We start from the raw sequence: 19,415 nt of genomic DNA, 5'->3' as shown, positions 1-19,415 counted from the left end.
TTAAGTTGTGCGCAATTAGTTATTGCAATTATCATGTGCTTATTGAGTGCTTATTGAGTGCTTATTGAGATTGGGGTGTGAGAATTCGCGATAGTCAACGCTAAAGCGCCGTAGCGATTTTTAACCGTTTAAAAGTCAATATGAGTAGGAAGCTTCGTTCTGAATTGATCGAGTTGATCTTTAAGCTCTGTTATTTCAGTGAGGTTGATACCGCATTGTTCAATAATGCAGTCATGAACATGTTGAGCTTGTAATTGTAATTGCTGGCCTTTATCGGTTAATTGCATGCACAGCATACGTTCATCTAATGGGTCGCGAATGCGTTTAAGTAAACCATCGGATTCAAGACGTTTAATGACAGGCGTGAGCGCCCCAGATTGTTGGCCTAAACGAGAGGCGACATTTTTTAAGCTTAATCCGTCCTGTTCCCACATGATCAGCATAATGAGGTATTGGGTGTAAGTCAGCCCAATCGACTCAAGTAGTGGTTTATACAGTTGGATAATGGCCAACGAGGTTGAGTAAACCGAGAAGCACAATTGATTATCGAGTTTTATCGGGGTGTGTTTAGTCATTATCGGGTACTCGATTTAGCAAAATGATTGCTCACAGTGATGTGATCAATCCATAGAAAATAAACGTACAACATGGCCTGGCTGTTTTGGCACAGTATTGAATTATAACAGCATACTTGCATATACAACAAAGCCTTGTTGGTTTTTTATACCATTTATGGTTCAACAAAGATGAAGGATGCACGATGAACAGTCAAAATCGCCGTATTGTATTAGCAAGTCGCCCTCAGGGTGAACCCGTCGCCAGTAATTTTAAGCTCGAAACCGTTAGCAAACCGCTTGCCGGTGCAGGAGAGGTATTACTGCGCGCGGTATATTTATCACTTGATCCTTATATGCGTGGACGGATGAATGATGCTAAATCATACGCCGAGCCAGTAGCGATTAATGATGTTATGGTCGGCGCTTGTGTTGCGCAAGTTGAGGTATCAAATCATGCTGATTATCAAGTCGGTGATTGGGTATTAGCCTATGGCGGTTGGCAAGATTACAGTGTCTCTAATGGCGAAGGCTTAATGAACTTAGGCCAGAATCCAAGTAACCCTTCTTATGCGTTGGGCATTATGGGCATGCCTGGTTTTACTGCTTATATGGGTTTATTAGATATTGGTGCGCCTAAAGCGGGTGAAACCATTGTTGTTGCCGCGGCAACCGGCCCTGTTGGGGCTACGGTAGGACAAATCGCTAAGCTTAAAGGCTGTAAAGTGGTAGGTATTGCAGGTGGTACTGACAAGTGCGACTTTGCGGTAAACACGCTTGGGTTTGATGCGTGTATTGACCACAAAGCGGCTGATTTTGAACAACAGTTAGCGGCAGTGTGTGATAACGGCATCGATGTGTATTTTGAAAATGTGGGCGGTAAAGTGTTTGACGCTGTGATGCCGCTGTTAAATACCGGTGCTCGAGTGCCTGTGTGTGGTTTGATTTCACAATATAACGCCACATCATTACCAGCAGGCCCAGATCGTTTATCACTGTTAATGGGCACCTTATTAGTTAAGCGCATTAAAATGCAGGGCTTTATTATTTTTGACGATTATGGTCATCGCTACCCTGAGTTTGCGCAAGACATGGGGCAATGGCTTAACGACGGAAAAATACAATACCGTGAACAGGTTGTAGACGGTCTCGACAAGATGCCATCGGCCTTTATTGGCCTACTAAAAGGTGAAAACTTTGGCAAGCTTGTGATTAAGGTGAACGATCCGCTTTAACGATTATGTTCAATGTTCACACAGATGATTTTTAATAAATTAAGGGTTTAACATGAAAGTATTAATGGTATTAACGTCGCACGATGAACTTGGCGACACGGGTCATAAAACCGGTTTTTGGCTAGAAGAACTTGCCGCACCTTATTACGCTTTTATCGATAAAGGTGTTGAGATTGTTTTAGCTTCACCAAAAGGGGGGTTACCACCATTAGACCCAACGAGCGATAAAGAAGATTTTCAAACAGACTCTACTCGCCGCTTTACTGCCGATGAGCAAGCTCAGGCATTGTTAGCCAATACTCATAAGCTAGCGTCAATTAACGTTGCAGAATATGACGCCGTGTTTTATCCAGGTGGTCATGGCCCGTTGTGGGATTTAACCAACGACAAAGACTCAATTGCGTTGATTGAAGCGTGTTATAAAACAGACAAGTTATTAGGCCTAGTTTGTCATGCTCCAGGCGTACTGAAATACCCTAAAAAGCCAGATGGTTCGCCATTAGTGGCCGGTAAAAATGTTACTGGCTTTACCAACGGTGAAGAAGAAGCCGTACAATTAACTAACGTTGTACCGTTTTTAGTGGAAGACATGCTGCAGCAAAATGGTGCCACATACTCAAAAGGTGAAGATTGGCACCCGTATGCGGTTGTAGACGGTAAATTGATTACTGGGCAAAACCCTGCATCATCAGAGTTGGTTGCTGAAAAAATGTTAGCACTATTGAGTTAATATTAATTGACTTCAGCTTGGCTCGTTTACGCTGAAGTAATGATAAGCCCTGTGATTGATCATGGGGCTTATTGTTTAAAAAATTGAAAAGGATGGCTTAATGATTAAACTACATCACCTAAACAAATCACGTTCAAAACGCATTATTTGGTTACTTGAAGAGCTGGGCGTTGAGTATGAATTAGTGGCTTACCAGCGCGACGCGACTACTTTTTTAGCGCCTGCAGCACTGAAAAAAATCCATCCGTTAGGCAAATCACCAGTATTAGAAACCAGTGAGTTTACCATTGCAGAATCGGGAGCGATCACCGAATACCTTATTCAAACCTACGGTGCAGATAAGCTTATGCCTAAGGTTGGCAGTGCTGATTACATCGATTATCTGCAATGGATGCACTTTGCTGAGAGTTCTGCTGCCTTACCATTATTATTGAAAATTTTTGTCAAAATGGAAGGGGCCGATACCCGTTTTATTGGCCAATATGCTGATGCAGAAACCGCAAAAGTCATCAGCTATGTAAATGACCGATTAGAAGGCAAACGTTATCTTGTGGGCGATAGTCTCAGCGGTGCCGACATCATGATGTCGTTTATTGCCGAATTAGTCGGTCAAAATGGTGAGTTTGAAAAATACCCTAATATTGCTAAGTATTATCAACAATTATTGACTCATGAAGCGTTTAAGAAAGCCTTGAGAATCGAAGCCGATAATTAATCACATATTGGCAAGATGAAAAAGGCGAACTCGATTCGCCTTTTTAATGCGTATAAAAAACAAACAAACTCGTTACACAGTAAATACCGGTAAAGTTATTGAGCAAAGTTTGTTCAGCATCATACTAAGGTGTTAGAATAAAAAATAATTGGTAAGATTTTTGTATAGGATTATTTATGTCTACTTTATCTAATGAAGAGTTAGCGTACTTTAGCGATGTATTTTCGCCAAAGTCATCTGCCGATTCCGAAGATAATGCTTTTTCTAGACATTCACTCAGTGTGGCCACTGAAATCCCGCAGGTACTGTCGCATATTTTGGGAAATGCAAAGCTCACACTATTGGCTGAAATAAGCTATTACCGTTTGTGGTTTCCACTGCAACTAAAGCAAGATGAATTAGGTCAGTTTACGCCAGAGCTTGGCACACCAGAAGTTATCGATATGCGAGGTGGTGAGAGAAGCTGGCGCATGGATAACTTAAAAGATGTACGAGTTATTGACAGGCAAACGGCTAAATTTGTTGAGGTGTTGTCTTTATCCAGTTCTGGAATCACCATCAAAGTCCCGCAAGAGCTCGACACCAAAACCCCGCGTCTTACTCAGCTTATATTACCTAATGGCACCCATGTTGAGATGGAGTTTGAACCTGTTAGAACGGAAAACGGGGTAATGGCGGCTAAAATTAGCGCGGAAGGTGAATCACGCCTAATGCTGAGACAGTTTTTATTTAACCAACACAAAGCTCAATACGCTCATCTTTATGAAGATATTAACCGTTAATGGTAAAGTCTTTAGCTAACATCACTTTAATAGCATTAATAAATTCAAGATCATTTTTAGCTTGAATTAACTGGCAAAGCTCATCACCCACAGTAGTAAATCGATAATAAGTAAACAGTAAATGCTGACCTTTGGGTTTTAAGCTGATATTGGCATGGCACAAGGCTAATTGGATATCTTCATTGCGGTTTAGTAAACCGGTTTCAAACTCGCTTTTATGTAAAATCCCCGCATCAACTAAAGTTAAAATATTCGAATAAGGTAAGCCAAACTGAGACAAACCAAAGTTGGTATGGCTGTGCTTTCTAAAGTATTGATTAAGCCCACCGTTAAGGCGATAACCACTAAATAACTTGAATCTAGGTTCGGCGTTAATTTTTACCGACATGCCTAGTGCTTTTTCAAATATTTGCGCTTCCCGCAATGTCAGTTGTTTTAGCACCGCCAAGGTTCGCAAACTAAAATTACCAGGATTGACAATTTCACTGGCTAAAATCCGCGCCCATAAATCTTGCATTTTACGGTTATGAATTTGCTCAGCCATTTGAAAAAATTGATAACGCCAGTCAGGATCTAGCTCGACGCCTGTGACATCGGACGGAGTGTAATTGAGTGCTAATGCAAATATGCTTTCAAGATTAGTTTGATGTTGGCTGAGCTGCTTGCGCTGACGATGATCTGCACGTTCCGCTACTGATGCCGATGATGGACGATAATCATCTTCGCTGGCTAAACCGATTACGCGCCCGAGTAACAAGGCTTTTTTTCGCGCCGATACTTGGTTTTGATCATCCTGTACATCGATTACATCTGTATCAGCCATAGTTATCCTAAAAATTTTCGAAATATGATGTTAACAAAATCTAATAAAAGCACTGTTTAAAGTGAATTTATCGATGGCATATCAATGTAATGTAAAGCCTGATGAAGAGTTTTACTATGCCTTATATTTATCTCATTTCCAACCCAATAGATCTGTTATTCAATCGCGATAATCCAGACTCTCGCAGCCTCACGTTTCACACTTAATCATCATATCAAAAATATAATTAGACGAAATAATAAACAGTGATACTGAGTCTATAATAATCCTTACAAAGTAAACGCAAATGTAAATTTTAATGCGAATGGTTATCAATTCGTATATTGTTGTGTGAAGTTTTTCGAGATTGTTAGCGCATTGTGCGTTTTGTTGGAGAGATAAATGAATCAAAAGTTAACCTTACTGACTGTCTCTGTCGCGGGCATATTAGGTTTAATGACTAATGCACAAGCCGCAACAGATCCTGAGGCGTTAGCTAAAGCGATAGCCAAGCAAGAAGCTGAAATTACGTTACTTAAACAGCAATTGGCCATACTCGCTGCTGAGCAAAAACAACAGCAGCAAAATAATGTTGAAGTCGTTAAGCAAGTTAATCTAGTTTCAGATCATGCCAGTAAAGCCGATGATCGCTTAAGTCGTTTTAGCTTCAAATCTTATGGTACCGCGAATTACACCAGTGATGAGTATTTCGATAACGTTCAAGATACGTCAGGTGAGCGACGTAATCGCACGGATTTAGAGCGTATTGTCACCGAGTTTGGTTATCAATTTAGTGATGATTGGAGCATGGAAGTTGAAATTGAGTATGAGCACGGTGGCACAGGTACAGCATTAGAATATGACGGTTTTGATGAGTTTGGCGAGTTTGAGTCTGAAGTTGAGGCGGGCGGCGAAGTGCTCGTTGAAAAAGCGGAAATTCGCTACCGTCCTAGCAAAGCATTTGGCGTTAAGTTCGGTAATATTCATTTGCCAATTGGCCTATCAAGCATTTTACACAAGCCGAACCAATATTTAACCGTGCAGCGCCATAAGAGTGAGGCTGCAATGATGCCAACCGTTTGGAATGAAAATGGTATTGGTGTTTATGGTGAAATTTCAGATTTTCATTATCAAGCCCAAGTTGTGAGTGGCTTAAATTCGGAGTATTTCCGTACTTATGATTGGGTGGCATCTGGTCATCAAAAACGCTTTGAGGAAGTCAATACCGATGACCTAGCGTTTGCAGGTCGTCTTGATTACGGCAACTTTAAAACCGGCAGTGCTGTTGGTGTGGCTTATTACTATGGCAATACCAGTGGTAATCGACATAAAAGTAATAAGTTAGATGTTGATGGTGCGCTAAGCATTGTTTCTGTTGCGGGTGCATTTGTTGAAGGACCTTGGATACTTCGCGGTCAATATTTATATGGCACGTTAGACAACGCCGATGCGATCACTCTAGCCAATAAAACCACCCCAGGCTTACAACCGGGTAACTTTGCCCAATTGGGTTCAGAGTCACAGTCGTTCTTTGTTGAGGCAGGTGTAAAGCTTGACGAATGGTTTGATCTTCCGATGACTATTTTTGCCAATGTTGATTATTCCAATCCACTCATGGCCGTTGAATCGGGCACCGCAACTAAACGTTATGAAAACACCTGGAGCAGTGTAGGTGTTAACTATTCCCCTATCCCAGAGATTGTGATTAAAGCCGAAGGTGGTGTTCACCAAGTGGCTGTTGCCAGTATTCCAGACACTCACTTTTTTGCTTTGGGTGTGGGATATCAATTCTCGCTATAAATTTATTTATTTGTTTTAATTTTTTTACATGGAGTTTTATTATGCGCTTTAAACACACAGCAATAACATTGGCTTTAATCACGACTTTATCTGCATGTGGTGGTTCAGGTTCTGATGATTCAAGTACCGAAACACCAGTGGAACCGACAACGGGCTTTAGCTTTGCCGCTACAGAAATGATCACCAATTTGACCGATGATGTTATTGTGGCCGGTTATGCCAATTTAGCCGCTGAAGGTGATGCATTATTATTAGCGACACAAGCTTTGCTAAGTGCGTCGGCAACTCAAGCCGATCTCGTGGCTGCACAGAATGCATGGAAATCTGCACGTGAGCCATGGGAGCAAGGTGAATCGCATATTTTTGGCCCTGTAGATTCTTTAAGTATCGATCCACATTTAGACAGCTGGCCTTTAAACACCACAGACCTACAGACTCAGCTAGATAATAATAGTGGTTTTGATGCCGAAACCATTAAAGCCTGGAACGATGATGTTCAAGGCTTTCACACCATGGAATACTTGTTATTTGGTAATGGTGTTGACAGCAATACCAAGCTAATTGCAGATCTTACTACCAGTGAGCGTGAGTATCTAATTGCGTTAGCAGAAGTGTTTCGTGACTATGCGGTGCAGCTTGATGATGCATGGCAAGTGAGCTACAACCCACAAGATACAAATGCCCTACCTTATGCCGAGTTACTTAAAACCCCTGGCGATGTTAACAATGCCATTTACTCATCACAACTCTCTGTCATTGAAGAGCTCATTAACGGCATGATTGGCATTGTTGATGAGGTCGGTAACGGCAAAATTGCCGATCCATTTGGCGAGTCTTTAGCGACTGCCGATACCTCTAAAGTTGAATCTCAGTATTCTTGGAACTCACTCACCGACTTTGCAGACAACATTATAGGTGTACGTAACGTGTACCAAGGTGAATTTATCGGTTCTACCGATAAAACCGGTGTTATTGACTTTGTCGCGGCTGCCGATCCTGCGTTATCAACACGTGTAGCGAGTGAGATTGACGATGCCATTATTAGCATTCAAGCGATTTCTGGCAGCACAAACATGCCATTTCGCCAAGCTATTTTAGATGAAGCAGGACGTGCTCGAGTGCAAACGGCTGTTGATGCGTTAAGCACATTACAAAGCTCTTTAGAGTCTGATGTGCTACCGCTGTTATCTGAGTGGAATTCATAAGTATTTGTTGTTTGACCTACATCGTAATGATGTAGGTCAAACACATCAGTGAACGCTTAAAAAATACAATAAAAGAGTAGGCGTGATACATTTTGAGTGAATTGGTGAGACATAAATGAACAAATTTTCGCAACAATCTTATCTGTTGCTAGCTTTGATGGGGCTAGTATTAACCGCCTGTGGTGGCAGTGGTGATGACAATACTGAACCGACGGTGCCCACAGTCAGTTATCCTGCTTACACCACCGTTATTGCATTAGGTGGTGACACCACAACCTTTGATGCCAGCAATTCAGGGCACGGATTTTCTACCCCATCGTTAAACTTAACTGCCGATGAATTAGCGTTGCATTTGGAGGGGGATGCTAATTTTGAGGTGTCATTTACCACAGCTCCTAATAGTGAACATCCAGATCAAGATGGCTTGGGTCCGGTATTTAATAACGCAGACTGCAATTCATGCCATCAACGTGACGGCCGAAACTCCACCCCTTTTTTAGCCGCGGATCAAAACCGAGTTAAGTTAGATTCTGCCGCAGGGATCTTTTTACGGATCAGTAAGGTTCCAGCGCAAACGTGTACAGAAGGTACGGCAGACAATCAATATTGTGCGCCCATCAAAGTGCCTGATTTTGGCGATCAGCTATTTCATCGTGGTGTACTAAAAGCGCGACCCGATTGGCAAAACAATGCCTTTGTTGGCCAAGCTGATGTGTATTTATCTTACGAACGGCATGATGTTATTTATGTTGACGGGACTGTGATTAATCTGAAAAAACCGATTTTTGATGTCGAAAATCCTTATGATGCCCCAGGTGAAACCAAACTCAGTGCCAATGTCACATCCAACTTATTGCAAGATGATGTGTTAATGGGCTGGCGTAATGGTATGCCAGTATTTGGTTTAGGGTTGCTTGAGGCTATCCCTGAGGCGACTATTTTGGCAAATGTAGATGCTGACGACAGCAACAATGATGGTATTTCTGGTCGAGCTAATTGGGTGTTTGATGCGGTTAAAGCGCAACAAGGAGATAACTATCCTGTATCTCTTGGGCGTTTCGGCTGGAAAGCTAATACGCCTAGTGTTCGAGTACAATCCTTAGGGGCTTTACGTGGTGATATAGGTATAACTAATCCATTGTTTCCTCAAGAAAGTATCCTTGGCACAAGTTTACATGATTCTTATTTAACCCGTACCGGTTTTGTTGATACCGGAGAAGACATTAATGGTGAACCAGAAGCCAGCGCAGAGTTTAGTTATTCGGTAGTGTTTTATGCAGAAACCCTCGCAGTACCAGCAAGGCGTAATGTTGACGATACTCAGGTGCGTGAAGGTGCACGATTATTTGAAAAAATTAATTGCACCGGATGCCATATACCGTCATTTACCACCAAAACTGCCGGTGATATTGGCGGTTTACCAATGAGTGAAAGCTTAAAAGGCCAAACTATTTATCCGTTTAGCGACATGTTATTACACGACATGGGTGAGGGACTTGCCGATGGTCGCCCTGACTTTTTAGCCGACGGAAATGAATGGCGTACCCGGCCTTTATGGGGAATAGGGCTGACTCAAACCGTTAATCCACAAGCCGGATTTTTACACGATGGCCGTGCCGCAACGCTAGAAGAAGCTATTTTGTGGCATGGCGGAGAGGCGCAGCAATCAACCGACGACTTTATGACGTTAAGCAAAGATGAACGCACGCAACTGCTGGCATTTTTAATGTCACTATAAGCAAACCGTATTTAGTTTTAATACGCTTATAACCAATCCCTTTGTCGTTCATGGCTGAGGGATTTTTCGTTAACGCACTTTTTAAGGAGTAACGCGATACTCATGGCGTGATCAGTTTCATGTAAATTTTAATCGCAGTGGGCTAAGATACTGTATTACTTTAGATGATTTCAACTTGAGGTCAGCATGAGCCATATTTTACTGATTCATTCTAGTGTCCATGGATACACTCAAAAAATTTGTGAATATTTACGTGATAAACTCGAGGCACAACATCAGCAAGTGACCGTTGCGCCCTTGTCCAATGTGCCAGACCTTGATGGATTCGATAAAGTGTTTATTGGTGCCAGTATTCGCCATGGTAAGCATCGTCCTGCGTTATATCAGTTTATTGATGCGCATCAGCAACAATTATTATCTAAGCCGAATGGCTTTTTTTCGGTGAGTCTAGTGGCTCGTAAACCGGCTAAAAATACGCCGCAAACTAATAGTTATATGCAACAGTTTTTAAGCCAAAGCCCTTGGCAACCTAAGGTACTGCAAGTTTTTGGCGGTAATTTAGATTACCAGGGATACGGCGTGATGGACCGTAATATTATTCGCTTTATTATGTGGATAACCAAAGGCCCAACCGATCCCAATACCAAAGTTGAATTTACCGATTGGGACAAAGTTGACCAATTTGCTCAGCAAATGATTGAGGCGAGTTAATGACAGTGAAACAACTGTGGCAACGTATTGAGGCAATGCTGCATCCTGCAGTGTTGCTGTTGTCGTTGCTACTGGTGTGTACCAGTTCGTGGGTCTTAATCGGTCGACAGTTAACGTCGCGTGCGAGTTTTTGGGATTTACTTCATGTTTACGGTGGATTATTGACCGGTATATTGGCATTAATGTTTGCCGTTAAGGTGTGTATCGGTGGGCAATGGCGGCAGTTTTTCCCTTGGTTAACGCTTGATGTTAAACCGCTGTTCGCTGATATTAGCGGCTTAATGCGCGGCCAATTGCCCCATTCTGGTGGCAAGGGATTAATCAGCGTTATTGAAGGCCTTGGAGTGATATTGCTTTTGCTGGTGGCGTTAACCGGCGCGGCCTGGTACGTGGCAGATCCCAGTAATGCCTTAACGTGGCGTTATTACCATATTGTTTTTGCTCATGGTTTTATTGGTTTTATTGTTCTGCACTGCTTATTAGCGTTATTACACTTAAGAGACTTTTTTAATTAAGCTGTTCTGTTATCAGTATATCCATGCCTTATAATGATTCCTGTTATTTTTTGTTTATCAAAACCCCTGTTTATCAAAACCCCTGTTTATCATAACCCCTGCTTATCATAACCTTAGTTTAGCTGATTCCGTTTTGCTTAAACCATTCAAGGGTAAATTGAATAAAGCTGCTGAGCCTAGCAGACTGATTAATCATTTGTGGGTGCACTATATAAGTCGCAGATTGGCCTGTGGTTTCATCAGGAAAAATTGCGCGTAAATGTCCTTGCTGTAACTCCTTATCCACCAGATATTGTGGCCCTAACATAATGCCTCTGGCGAGTAAGGCTTGTGTTTTGAGCATGTGGTTATCGTTGACGCTAATAAAGCTGTTAATCGCGATGGTTTGATTGCCAAATGTCCAGTGAGTTTGTTCTGCTGAGGTTAAACATTTGTGCTGACGTAAATCATCAATGTGTATTGGTATCCCGGCTTTTTCGAGATATTCGGGGGCGGCGCAACAGACTTGCTGATACTCAAATAACTTTTTGGCGACCATATTTTGTGGTGGGTTTTGCGTCGCTCTAATGGCCAAATCAAAATCGTTTTTTGCCAAATCAAATAAGGTATAGCTGCAATCTATGCTGAAATGCACTTGCGGATGCAGCGCGCTAAATTCATGGCAAATATCGAGTAAATAACGCTGAGTAAATTGGCTAGGAGCCGTAATACGGATCCGTCCTGCAATATCCTCATTGTCATGACGAATTTTTCGGTCAAGATCTAATAAGTCTGCTTTCACTTGTCCCATGCTGGCTAAAATCATTTCACCTTGCACCGTCAGTTTAACACTGCGTGTAGTGCGGATAAGTAATGGACGACCGACTTCCTTTTCAAGTTGCCTAATTTGCTCAGACAAATATCCTCTCGATATTCCTAACGAGGCTGCCGCTTCGGTAAAACTCAGTTGTTTGGCTACTTCACTGAATAGGAATAATCGTTCAAATTTTTTGTGTTCACGACTCATGTTAGCCACCCAGGATATTATTTTATAAAGAACTTTAATTCCTTATTGGTAGCTATATCAAACAATGATTTTGTTTTTTACTCTTCATCTGTACTGATAAACCTCTACACTAAGCCATATTACTTGTTTAAAGAGAGTTAACTCAATGTCGGCATTACCATTAAAAAGTGTTTTCCCTAATGTTAGTTCGTTAGTTTATGGTTGTATGGGATTAGGCGGCGGGTGGAATAGTAACGCCATTTGCGCTGCAGATATTCAGCAAACACATGATGTTATTGATACTGTGCTGCAAAGTCATATTAATTACTTTGATCATGCCGACATTTACACCTTTGGCAAAGCGGAAACCGTATTCGGGCAAGTCTTAAAACAGCGCCCTGGCTTACGCGATAATATGTACCTGCAAACTAAATGTGGCATTCGATTTGAAGACGGTAAAGGCCCTAAACGTTACGATTTGTCGTCGGCTTGGATTCACTATAGTGTTGATAAAAGTTTAACCGAATTACACACAGATTATATCGATGTGTTGGTACTTCACCGCCCCGATCCCTTAATGCAAGTGACCGAAATAGCCGATACTTTCCATAAGCTTAAAGCAGCAGGTAAAGTGCGTTTTCTCGGTGTTTCGAATATGCAGCAACATCAAATTAGCGCATTGCAACGTGTGCTTGATGAGCCAATAGTGGTCAACCAAATTGAAATGAGCCTGCAAAAACATGCTTGGTTAGACGAAAGCATTTATGCCGGTAATCAAGAGGGAAAAGACATAAACTTTACCCCTGGTACGCTTGAGTATTGCAATCAAAACAACATACAAATTCAAGCTTGGGGTAGCTTATGCCAAGGTGTTTATAGTGGTATCACCACGGTAGGTCAGTCTGATGCGATAACGCAGACCAGTCAGTTGGTCGCCACGTTAGCGGTTGAATATAATACGACTCCAGAAGCCATTTTATTAAGTTGGCTGATGCGCCACCCTAGCCAAATTCAACCGGTTATTGGTACCACTAATATTGAGCGAATTAAGGCGTGTAGCCAGGCGACTCAGGTATCACTCAGTCGTGAGCATTGGTATGCATTGTATGTCAGTGCCAAAGGACAAGAGCTACCTTAACCATTACGACAACATGTTTGTTCAATATCTGAGCATTTAATCGATACCATTCAATGAAAGGATTCTAAGACAATATGAATAAGACAACATGGGCATTATTGAGTGCAGCATTGGTGTTAAGTGGATGTCAGCAAAAAGAAGTGGCAGCGACGGTGGTTCAGCCTTTGTTGCAGCCAACCGATCGAGCTGATATATATCAGGATTATTTACACCGTGATATCCGCGATGACATTTTCTATTTTGTACTGCCCGATCGTTTTTATAACGGTAATTCAAGTAATGACAACGGCTCAACAACGCAACAGATTTCAGCAGGTGGCTTAGATTTAACTCACCCTCGTGGTTTTCATGGTGGCGACATTAACGGCATTGAGCAGAAACTGGATTACTTACAAAATCTTGGTATAACCGCTATTTGGATGACGCCATTATTGCGTAATAAAGCGATTCAATCTGACGGCATAGCCCATCACGGATATTGGATTGTCGACTTTACTGAAATTGATCCACATTTTGGCAGCAATGCTGATTTAAAACAGTTGATTAAAGCAGCACATCAACGTGGTATTAAAGTGTTTTTTGACATTATTACTAATCATACAGCCGACGTGATCAAGTATCAGGAATGCCATCAAGCTTCGGGTGAGTTTATAGAACCGAATACTCAGTGCGAATTTAAATCATTAGCTCAAGTTGCAAATGGCGACAGTTACACGCCGTTTGTACCTCAAGAACAAGCGAATGTGAAAGTCCCTGAATGGTTAAACGACCCACGTTTTTATCACAATCAAGGCGACAGTACCTTTAAAGGTGAAAGCTCGTTAAAGGGTGATTTTAATGGTTTAGACGATCTCAATACCGCGGATCCTGAAGTCGTTTCAGGCATGGTTGAGATATATCAAAACTTAATTAAAGAATTTAAGCCTGATGGTTTTAGGATTGATACCGTTAAGCATGTCGATTTATCATTTTGGCAAACCTTTAGCCCTGAAATCGTTAAGTTTGCCAAGGCGCAAGGTATTCCTCAGTTTCATGTTTTTGGCGAGGTGTACGATACCGATCCTAAAAACCTGAGCATATACACCACAGAGGGCAAACTACCGTCAGTATTAGATTTTGCTTTTCAACAAACCGCGGCTGATATTTTCTATCGTAAAAAGAGCCCGCTGTTAGCACAGCAATTATTTGCCCAAGATACGCTTTATCAAGACAGCGATAGCCAAGCCGATTTGTTAATGACCTTTTTAGGTAATCATGACATGGGGCGTACGGGCTATTTTATCAATCAAGCGCAAGCGAACATACCTGCGGAAGATAAACTGCAACGGAGTATTTTGTCGCATGCGTTTATGTTTTTATCTCGGGGTATTCCGGTCGTTTATTATGGAGACGAGCAAGGGTTTACTGGCGATGGTAAGGATATTGACGCGCGGGAAGACATGTTTGCCTCTAAAGTGGCGAACTACAATGACAACGTGTTACTCGGCAGTAATGCCACTACTGCGGTTGATAACTTTGATGAAAAGCATCCACTGTACCAAGCCATTGCTCAGCTGAGCGAACTGCGTAAACAATATCCAATACTGCGTCGTGGGCAATATCAAGACCGTTTTTACCAAGCCGATAAAGACATGTTTGCATTTGCGCGAGTAGACCCTCAAACGGGTGCCGAGCTGTTGATGGTATTTAACAGCGGCGAACAAGCGCAAACGATTAATGTCATTGCACAAGGGAACACATATCGTTTAATGACTTCATGGCCTGTTGCGATAGTCTCATCGGATGATGTGAGTGCACCGGCAGCAGCATTGAGCGTGACCTTACCTCGATTAAGTTATGCGATTTATACCAATCGGCACTAATAAGTGCACCCTCAGAATGCTGCCAGCGGCTTTTGATTATACCAAGGCGACTTAACGAGCAGACATAAAAAATGGCTATCAATTGGATAGCCATTTTCCGTTTAAAGGCGTTGAAACTACTTTTGTAATGCTAAATAGTTAATCAACCCGATGATGTCATCGAGCGTGCGCATTTCATTTAAGTTAATCGCGTATTTATCGTTAACAATAAAAGCCGGCACACTTTGTACGGCATACATCTCTTGTTGTTCACGCCATAAACCCAGCTTTTTATCGGTTTCAGCGCTGTCGGCTAAGGTGTCGTATTGGTTTGCATCAACGCCTAATTCAGCAAAGACTTTCTTAATGTCATCACGGTTATTAATCAACGATTTGTGCTCATGGCCCGCAGCACTATGGTCATGGCCAGCGTTGTTATCTTTACCTTGTATCGCACCAAACATGGCAATTTTTAAAGCTTCTTTGTTATCTAGCTCATGGATAACCGCTAACGAGCGCATTACTTCTGTGCCTAAATCACTGTTCATGAAGTCGACGTGTTTACTGTCGAACGTGACTCTTTTGTCTAACCCTTTTTTGATTTCTGGTAGGTACTGGCTTTCCATGTTGAAGCAGTTGTGGCAATAAAAAGAGAAAAACTCAGTCACTTTTGGCTCAGTAGGCACCATGTTATTTGATATTTGAGTGTAGTGTGTTCCTTCAACATATTGCGCAGCAAAACTGGTGAGAGGGGCAATGGCTAATGTGACGGCTAAAGCTAAAAATTTAAACATGAATACCTCAAAATGGAGATGGAAATGGATAAAGCTATGCCGTTAATGATGGCATAAATTGCCAAAATTAGGCGCAAAATTTGTGTGATCAAGTAGTGATTTACGTTAAATAATGAGTCGGCATTAAGCCATTAAGCCATTAAGCTTTAGTCTCGCAGGGTTTGCCAGGCTTCACAGACTTCGCGGAATCGTTCCTCGTTACCTTCATCACGATCCGGGTGCCATTTTAGCGCCAGTTTACGCCATTGCTTGCGGATGTCTTTATCGGTCGCGGTGGCATCTAACTCGAACACTTTTAAAGCATGACCTTTATGCATTAATTGAACATTAACGCCGATATATTGTTGGTAACTAGACCAGAAAGACTCGAGCATCTCACGCACCACATTAACGCTAGCATCGTAATTAGCCCAATCAAGGTAGTAGTCACGCAGAGCGCCATCTCGAGTATGTTCGACATCGGCATTGCTGGGGATGATTCTAAAAATTTGAATTTCCATTGCTTTTACTTGCAGCCATTGTCTTGGCATTAACATGTCTTGCAATTCATATAGGGCATTCATTAATAGAAAGTTACGTTTGAAGAGATCTTTTTCCGGCATGGGGTCAAGGTCGTGCATTAACCCTTTTGATTGCAGTTCACTGGCTAAGTGATGGACTTTCCAGCTGGTATTCGATGACTTTAGCAAGGTTAATACTGGCCAAATTAAGGGGTTGTCGCCTTTAGGCACACTCAATACACGGGCATCAGTTGTTAACGACTGCGCGTTTGCAAAATGATTCTGTGAGTTTTTGTCGAGCAACATAGTGGCGTATTCATCCTGAATTGGCGGTAAAATCAACGTATCGGTTAAAAAACACTATGCCATAGCCGCCGTGAATGACAAGTAGATTTTATCAATTGGTTGCGTGCAAAGACGCGAACTGCGAGGCATACCCTCGGTGCCTTAATTTAACCGAAATAACTCGGTCAATGTCACCATGTGAGCACATTAATGGTAAGTTATTTATGAGCATTGGGAATTAATGTAGATTTTGATCAATTAATTCTGATTCTTACAGGCAAGATAATTTTATTTGGTATAAAATTCTCCGCAACAAATTAACAAGGGGCTTAACCAATGACAGATAAACATTATATTAGCGCACAACAACTTTTAGAAGATTCATTTAGACTGGCTGCGCAAGTATATGACAGTGGTTTTAGACCGCAGTTTATTGTGGGCATTTGGCGCGGCGGAGCTCCAATTGGTATTGCTGTTCAAGAATATTACGACTTTAAAAAAGTCGAAACCGACCATATTGCCGTGCGTACTTCGTCTTATTACGGTATTGGTACTGATAAGCAAGACAAAAACATTAAAGTACATGGTTTGCACTACATTATCGAAAATGCCAATGCCAGCGATGGTTTGTTAATTGTTGATGACGTATTTGATTCTGGCCGCAGTATTGATGCCTTAATCGGTAAGTTAAGAAAGTTTATGCGCCTAAACATGCCAAACGACATCCGTATTGCTTGTCCTTATTACAAGCCAAAAAATACCAAAGTCGATTTGAAACCAGATTACTTTATTCATTCATCTGAAGATTGGTTAGTGTTCCCGCACGAAGTATCAGGATTAAACCCACAAGAAATCGCGGAAGGTAAAGCCGACTTTAAGAACATTCAAGAGCTATTTTTATAAGCAAAACAGTGTAAAAGTCGTGCGGCATATTTAGTCGCGATTTTACTTAGAACTTTGTTTAAAGTTTGCTAAAATACAAGACTATGCGAGTGCGCCAACATACTCATGTCAATTAGATGATATCAGTATGTTGGCGCACTTTTTTATCCGAATTGAGCGAAATTTAGTTAACATTATGGTTTCTGTAGAATTGTTTACCCCCGAGGCTCCGGTAAAGCGCCAACTTGAATTGCTCGCACCTGCTAAAAATGCTGATTACGGTATTGAAGCTATTCGTCATGGTGCCGACGCGGTTTATATTGGTGGCCCTGCGTTTGGCGCGCGTCATAATGCTGGTAACAGCGTTGAAGACATTGCTCGCTTAGCGGAGTTTGCTCATCGTTATCATGCCCAGGTGTTTGTTGCCTTAAACACCATTTTAATGGATAACGAAATAGACAAAGCGCAAAAGCTGATATGGGAACTTTACGAAGCCGGTGTTGATGCCTTGATTATTCAAGACATGGGCGTATTACAGCTAGATTTACCGCCAATTGCATTGCACGCCAGCACGCAAACAGATAACCGCAGCCCTGAAAAAACCGTGTTTTTTGAACAGGTGGGTTTCTCGCAGGTGGTATTAGCGCGTGAGCTGAATATTCCGCAAATTCGTGATATTGCCGCAAGCACAAAAATGAAGTTAGAGTTTTTCATTCATGGGGCATTGTGTGTCAGTTACAGCGGTTTATGTAACTTAAGTCATGCGTACTCAAATCGCAGTGCTAACCGTGGTGAATGTTCACAAATGTGTCGCTTACCGTGTAATTTAACCACGCGTGACGGCGACGTATTAGCAGAAAATCAGCATTTGCTGTCGCTTAAAGACAACAATCAAACTGATAATTTAGAAGCCTTGATTGATGCAGGTATTAGCTCGTTTAAAATTGAAGGCCGCTTAAAAGACATTACCTATCTTAAAAACGTGACCGCTCACTATCGCCAGCAGTTAGATGCGATTATTGCCAAGCGCAATGATCTAGAATCGATATCTCATGGCCGCTGCGAGTTTAACTTTACCCCCGATCCAGATAAGAGCTTTAACCGCGGTAAAACAGACTATTTCGTTAACGAGCGAACAGAAGCGATTGAGCATTTTAGTTCACCTAAGTTTATTGGTGAAAAAATTGGCCGGATTACCCAAGTTGGTAAAGATTTTATCAAAATCGATCCGAGCGAAAGCGGCAAAGATATTCACTTTAACAACGGCGATGGCTTGTGCTATTTCGTTGAGCATTATGAAACTCAGCGCCTGTCTGATGACAAGTTGTCTGGCTTACGCGTTAATCGTGCTGATGGTAACACCTTGTACTTAACCGAAGTGCCAAGAGATTTGAAAGTCGGTGTAATGATGTTCCGTAACTTTGACCATAAGTTTGAGGCCACATTAAACAAAGACTCTGCCACGCGTAAAATCAGTGTCGATATGCAATTTTTTGACACAGATGACGGTGTAGGGCTAACGGTGACGGATGCGCATAACATTAGTGTTACAGCGACATTAGCGTGTGATAAAGCCCCGGCAAATGACCAGGCTAAAACGGCTGAAAACTTAAAGAAGCAATTAGGTAAATTAGGCAGTAGCGATTTTGTGTTAAACAAAATCAACCTGCAAACTGAGCAAATGTGGTTTTTACCGTCATCGATGGTCAACGAACTGCGCCGTGATGCCGTGAGTGAATTAATGGCAGCAAGGGTTGCGGCTTATCAACGCCCAGAGCGTTGGGTGCATGATAAAGAAGCGCGTTTCCCGCAAAAAGCCTTGAGCTTTTTATCTAACGTGGCCAACGAAAAAGCTAAATCGTTTTATGAACAGCATGGTGTGATTCAAATCGAAGACACCTACGAAAAAAACACCGTGTTGCATGATGCGCCATTGATGGTCACCAAGCATTGCTTACGTTACAGCTTTAATTTGTGCCCTAAAGAAGTTGAAGGCATTAAAGCTGATCCAATGTTTTTAGATGTAGGTAAAGATAAATTAAAGCTGGTGTTTGACTGCCATAAATGTGAAATGATGATTGTGGGCTCAAACCAGTTAGTTAAGCAGCAATAACGCCATCAAAAAAAGCGTTAAAAATAACCAATAATAGCTGCCCAAACTCGTGCTTATCGAGTACACTGCGCGGCTGAAATTTCATGGGTT

Annotated in this window: 18 protein-coding genes; 13 read left to right on the top strand and 5 right to left on the bottom strand. The window is 41.9% G+C overall.

The features are described from left to right. Positions 1–128 precede the first annotated feature (128 nt). Positions 129–575 carry a MarR family winged helix-turn-helix transcriptional regulator gene (locus tag AC19MV_RS04410; protein ID WP_498305930.1) on the bottom strand — a complete coding sequence of 149 codons (447 nt, stop codon included), beginning with the start codon at positions 573–575 and terminating at the stop codon, positions 129–131. Between the two features lie 185 nt (positions 576–760). On the opposite strand from AC19MV_RS04410, the gene curA reads away from it, so the two are divergent. From curA to AC19MV_RS04390, 4 genes are all read left to right on the top strand, one after another. Further along, complete coding sequence (gene curA / locus AC19MV_RS04405) at positions 761–1,789, top strand: NADPH-dependent curcumin/dihydrocurcumin reductase (RefSeq protein WP_498305929.1); 1,029 nt, start codon at positions 761–763, stop codon at positions 1,787–1,789. Positions 1,790–1,841: 52 nt separating this feature from the next. After that, complete coding sequence (locus AC19MV_RS04400) at positions 1,842–2,519, top strand: type 1 glutamine amidotransferase domain-containing protein (RefSeq protein ID WP_160053243.1); 678 nt, start codon at positions 1,842–1,844, stop codon at positions 2,517–2,519. A 100-nt stretch (positions 2,520–2,619) separates the two neighbouring features. Next, a complete protein-coding gene (locus AC19MV_RS04395) occupies positions 2,620–3,234 on the top strand; it encodes a glutathione S-transferase family protein (RefSeq protein WP_498305928.1) in 615 nt (204 codons plus the stop codon). Between the two features lie 176 nt (positions 3,235–3,410). Next, a complete protein-coding gene (locus AC19MV_RS04390; protein ID WP_432399172.1) occupies positions 3,411–4,016 on the top strand; it encodes a hypothetical protein in 606 nt (201 codons plus the stop codon). Here AC19MV_RS04390 and AC19MV_RS04385 read toward each other — a convergent pair. Further along, positions 4,006–4,839 (bottom strand): TIGR03899 family protein, encoded by an 834-nt coding sequence (locus tag AC19MV_RS04385; protein WP_498305927.1) that lies wholly within the window; start codon positions 4,837–4,839, stop codon positions 4,006–4,008. The two genes, AC19MV_RS04390 and AC19MV_RS04385, sit on opposite strands and share 11 nt — an antisense overlap. 381 nt (positions 4,840–5,220) lie before the next feature. Here AC19MV_RS04385 and AC19MV_RS04380 point away from each other — a divergent pair, with 381 nt between their 5' ends. From AC19MV_RS04380 to AC19MV_RS04360, 5 genes are all read left to right on the top strand, one after another. After that, entirely contained in the window at positions 5,221–6,618 is a 1,398-nt protein-coding gene (locus AC19MV_RS04380) for a hypothetical protein (RefSeq protein WP_498305926.1), read from the top strand. A gap of 41 nt (positions 6,619–6,659) precedes the next feature. Then, a complete protein-coding gene (locus AC19MV_RS04375; protein ID WP_498305925.1) occupies positions 6,660–7,823 on the top strand; it encodes an imelysin family protein in 1,164 nt (387 codons plus the stop codon). 115 nt (positions 7,824–7,938) lie between these two features. Beyond that, positions 7,939–9,561, top strand: a complete 1,623-nt coding sequence (locus AC19MV_RS04370) for a di-heme oxidoredictase family protein (RefSeq protein WP_498305924.1) — start codon at positions 7,939–7,941, stop codon at positions 9,559–9,561. Between the two features lie 186 nt (positions 9,562–9,747). Next, the gene (gene hemG / locus AC19MV_RS04365; RefSeq protein WP_432399166.1) at positions 9,748–10,272 is read left to right on the top strand and encodes a menaquinone-dependent protoporphyrinogen IX dehydrogenase; all 525 of its coding nucleotides are present in this window, start codon (positions 9,748–9,750) and stop codon (positions 10,270–10,272) included. Beyond that, a complete protein-coding gene (locus AC19MV_RS04360; RefSeq protein ID WP_498305923.1) occupies positions 10,272–10,787 on the top strand; it encodes a cytochrome b/b6 domain-containing protein in 516 nt (171 codons plus the stop codon). The genes hemG and AC19MV_RS04360 overlap by 1 nt, the downstream gene beginning before the upstream one ends. 118 nt (positions 10,788–10,905) lie before the next feature. On the opposite strand, the gene AC19MV_RS04355 is transcribed toward AC19MV_RS04360, so the two are convergent. Next, on the bottom strand, positions 10,906–11,793 hold the full coding sequence (locus tag AC19MV_RS04355) for a LysR family transcriptional regulator (protein WP_498305922.1): 888 nt from the start codon (positions 11,791–11,793) through the stop codon (positions 10,906–10,908). A 145-nt stretch (positions 11,794–11,938) separates the two neighbouring features. Here AC19MV_RS04355 and AC19MV_RS04350 point away from each other — a divergent pair, with 145 nt between their 5' ends. Then, positions 11,939–12,910: an aldo/keto reductase gene (locus tag AC19MV_RS04350; protein WP_498305921.1), complete on the top strand. Its 972-nt coding sequence runs from the start codon at positions 11,939–11,941 to the stop codon at positions 12,908–12,910. 74 nt (positions 12,911–12,984) lie between these two features. Continuing rightward, a complete protein-coding gene (locus tag AC19MV_RS04345; RefSeq protein WP_498305920.1) occupies positions 12,985–14,772 on the top strand; it encodes an alpha-amylase family glycosyl hydrolase in 1,788 nt (595 codons plus the stop codon). A 116-nt stretch (positions 14,773–14,888) separates the two neighbouring features. On the opposite strand, the gene AC19MV_RS04340 is transcribed toward AC19MV_RS04345, so the two are convergent. Beyond that, positions 14,889–15,545, bottom strand: coding sequence for a thiol:disulfide interchange protein DsbA/DsbL (locus AC19MV_RS04340; RefSeq protein ID WP_498305919.1), 657 nt, complete (start codon positions 15,543–15,545; stop codon positions 14,889–14,891). Between the two features lie 146 nt (positions 15,546–15,691). After that, the gene (locus AC19MV_RS04335) at positions 15,692–16,351 is read right to left on the bottom strand and encodes a DNA-J related domain-containing protein (protein WP_498305918.1); all 660 of its coding nucleotides are present in this window, start codon (positions 16,349–16,351) and stop codon (positions 15,692–15,694) included. A gap of 315 nt (positions 16,352–16,666) precedes the next feature. Between AC19MV_RS04335 and AC19MV_RS04330 the strand changes: the two genes are divergently transcribed. Both AC19MV_RS04330 and AC19MV_RS04325 read left to right on the top strand, forming a co-directional pair. Next, a complete protein-coding gene (locus tag AC19MV_RS04330) occupies positions 16,667–17,233 on the top strand; it encodes a phosphoribosyltransferase (RefSeq protein WP_432399159.1) in 567 nt (188 codons plus the stop codon). A 175-nt stretch (positions 17,234–17,408) separates the two neighbouring features. Next, positions 17,409–19,325, top strand: coding sequence for a peptidase U32 family protein (locus AC19MV_RS04325; RefSeq protein ID WP_498306261.1), 1,917 nt, complete (start codon positions 17,409–17,411; stop codon positions 19,323–19,325). Positions 19,326–19,415 lie beyond the last annotated feature (90 nt).

The sequence above is a fragment of the Shewanella sp. MF05913 genome (assembly GCF_059758095.1).
Note: the sequence above shows the minus strand (reverse complement) of the source record. Positions and strands in the feature narration are given on the sequence as shown.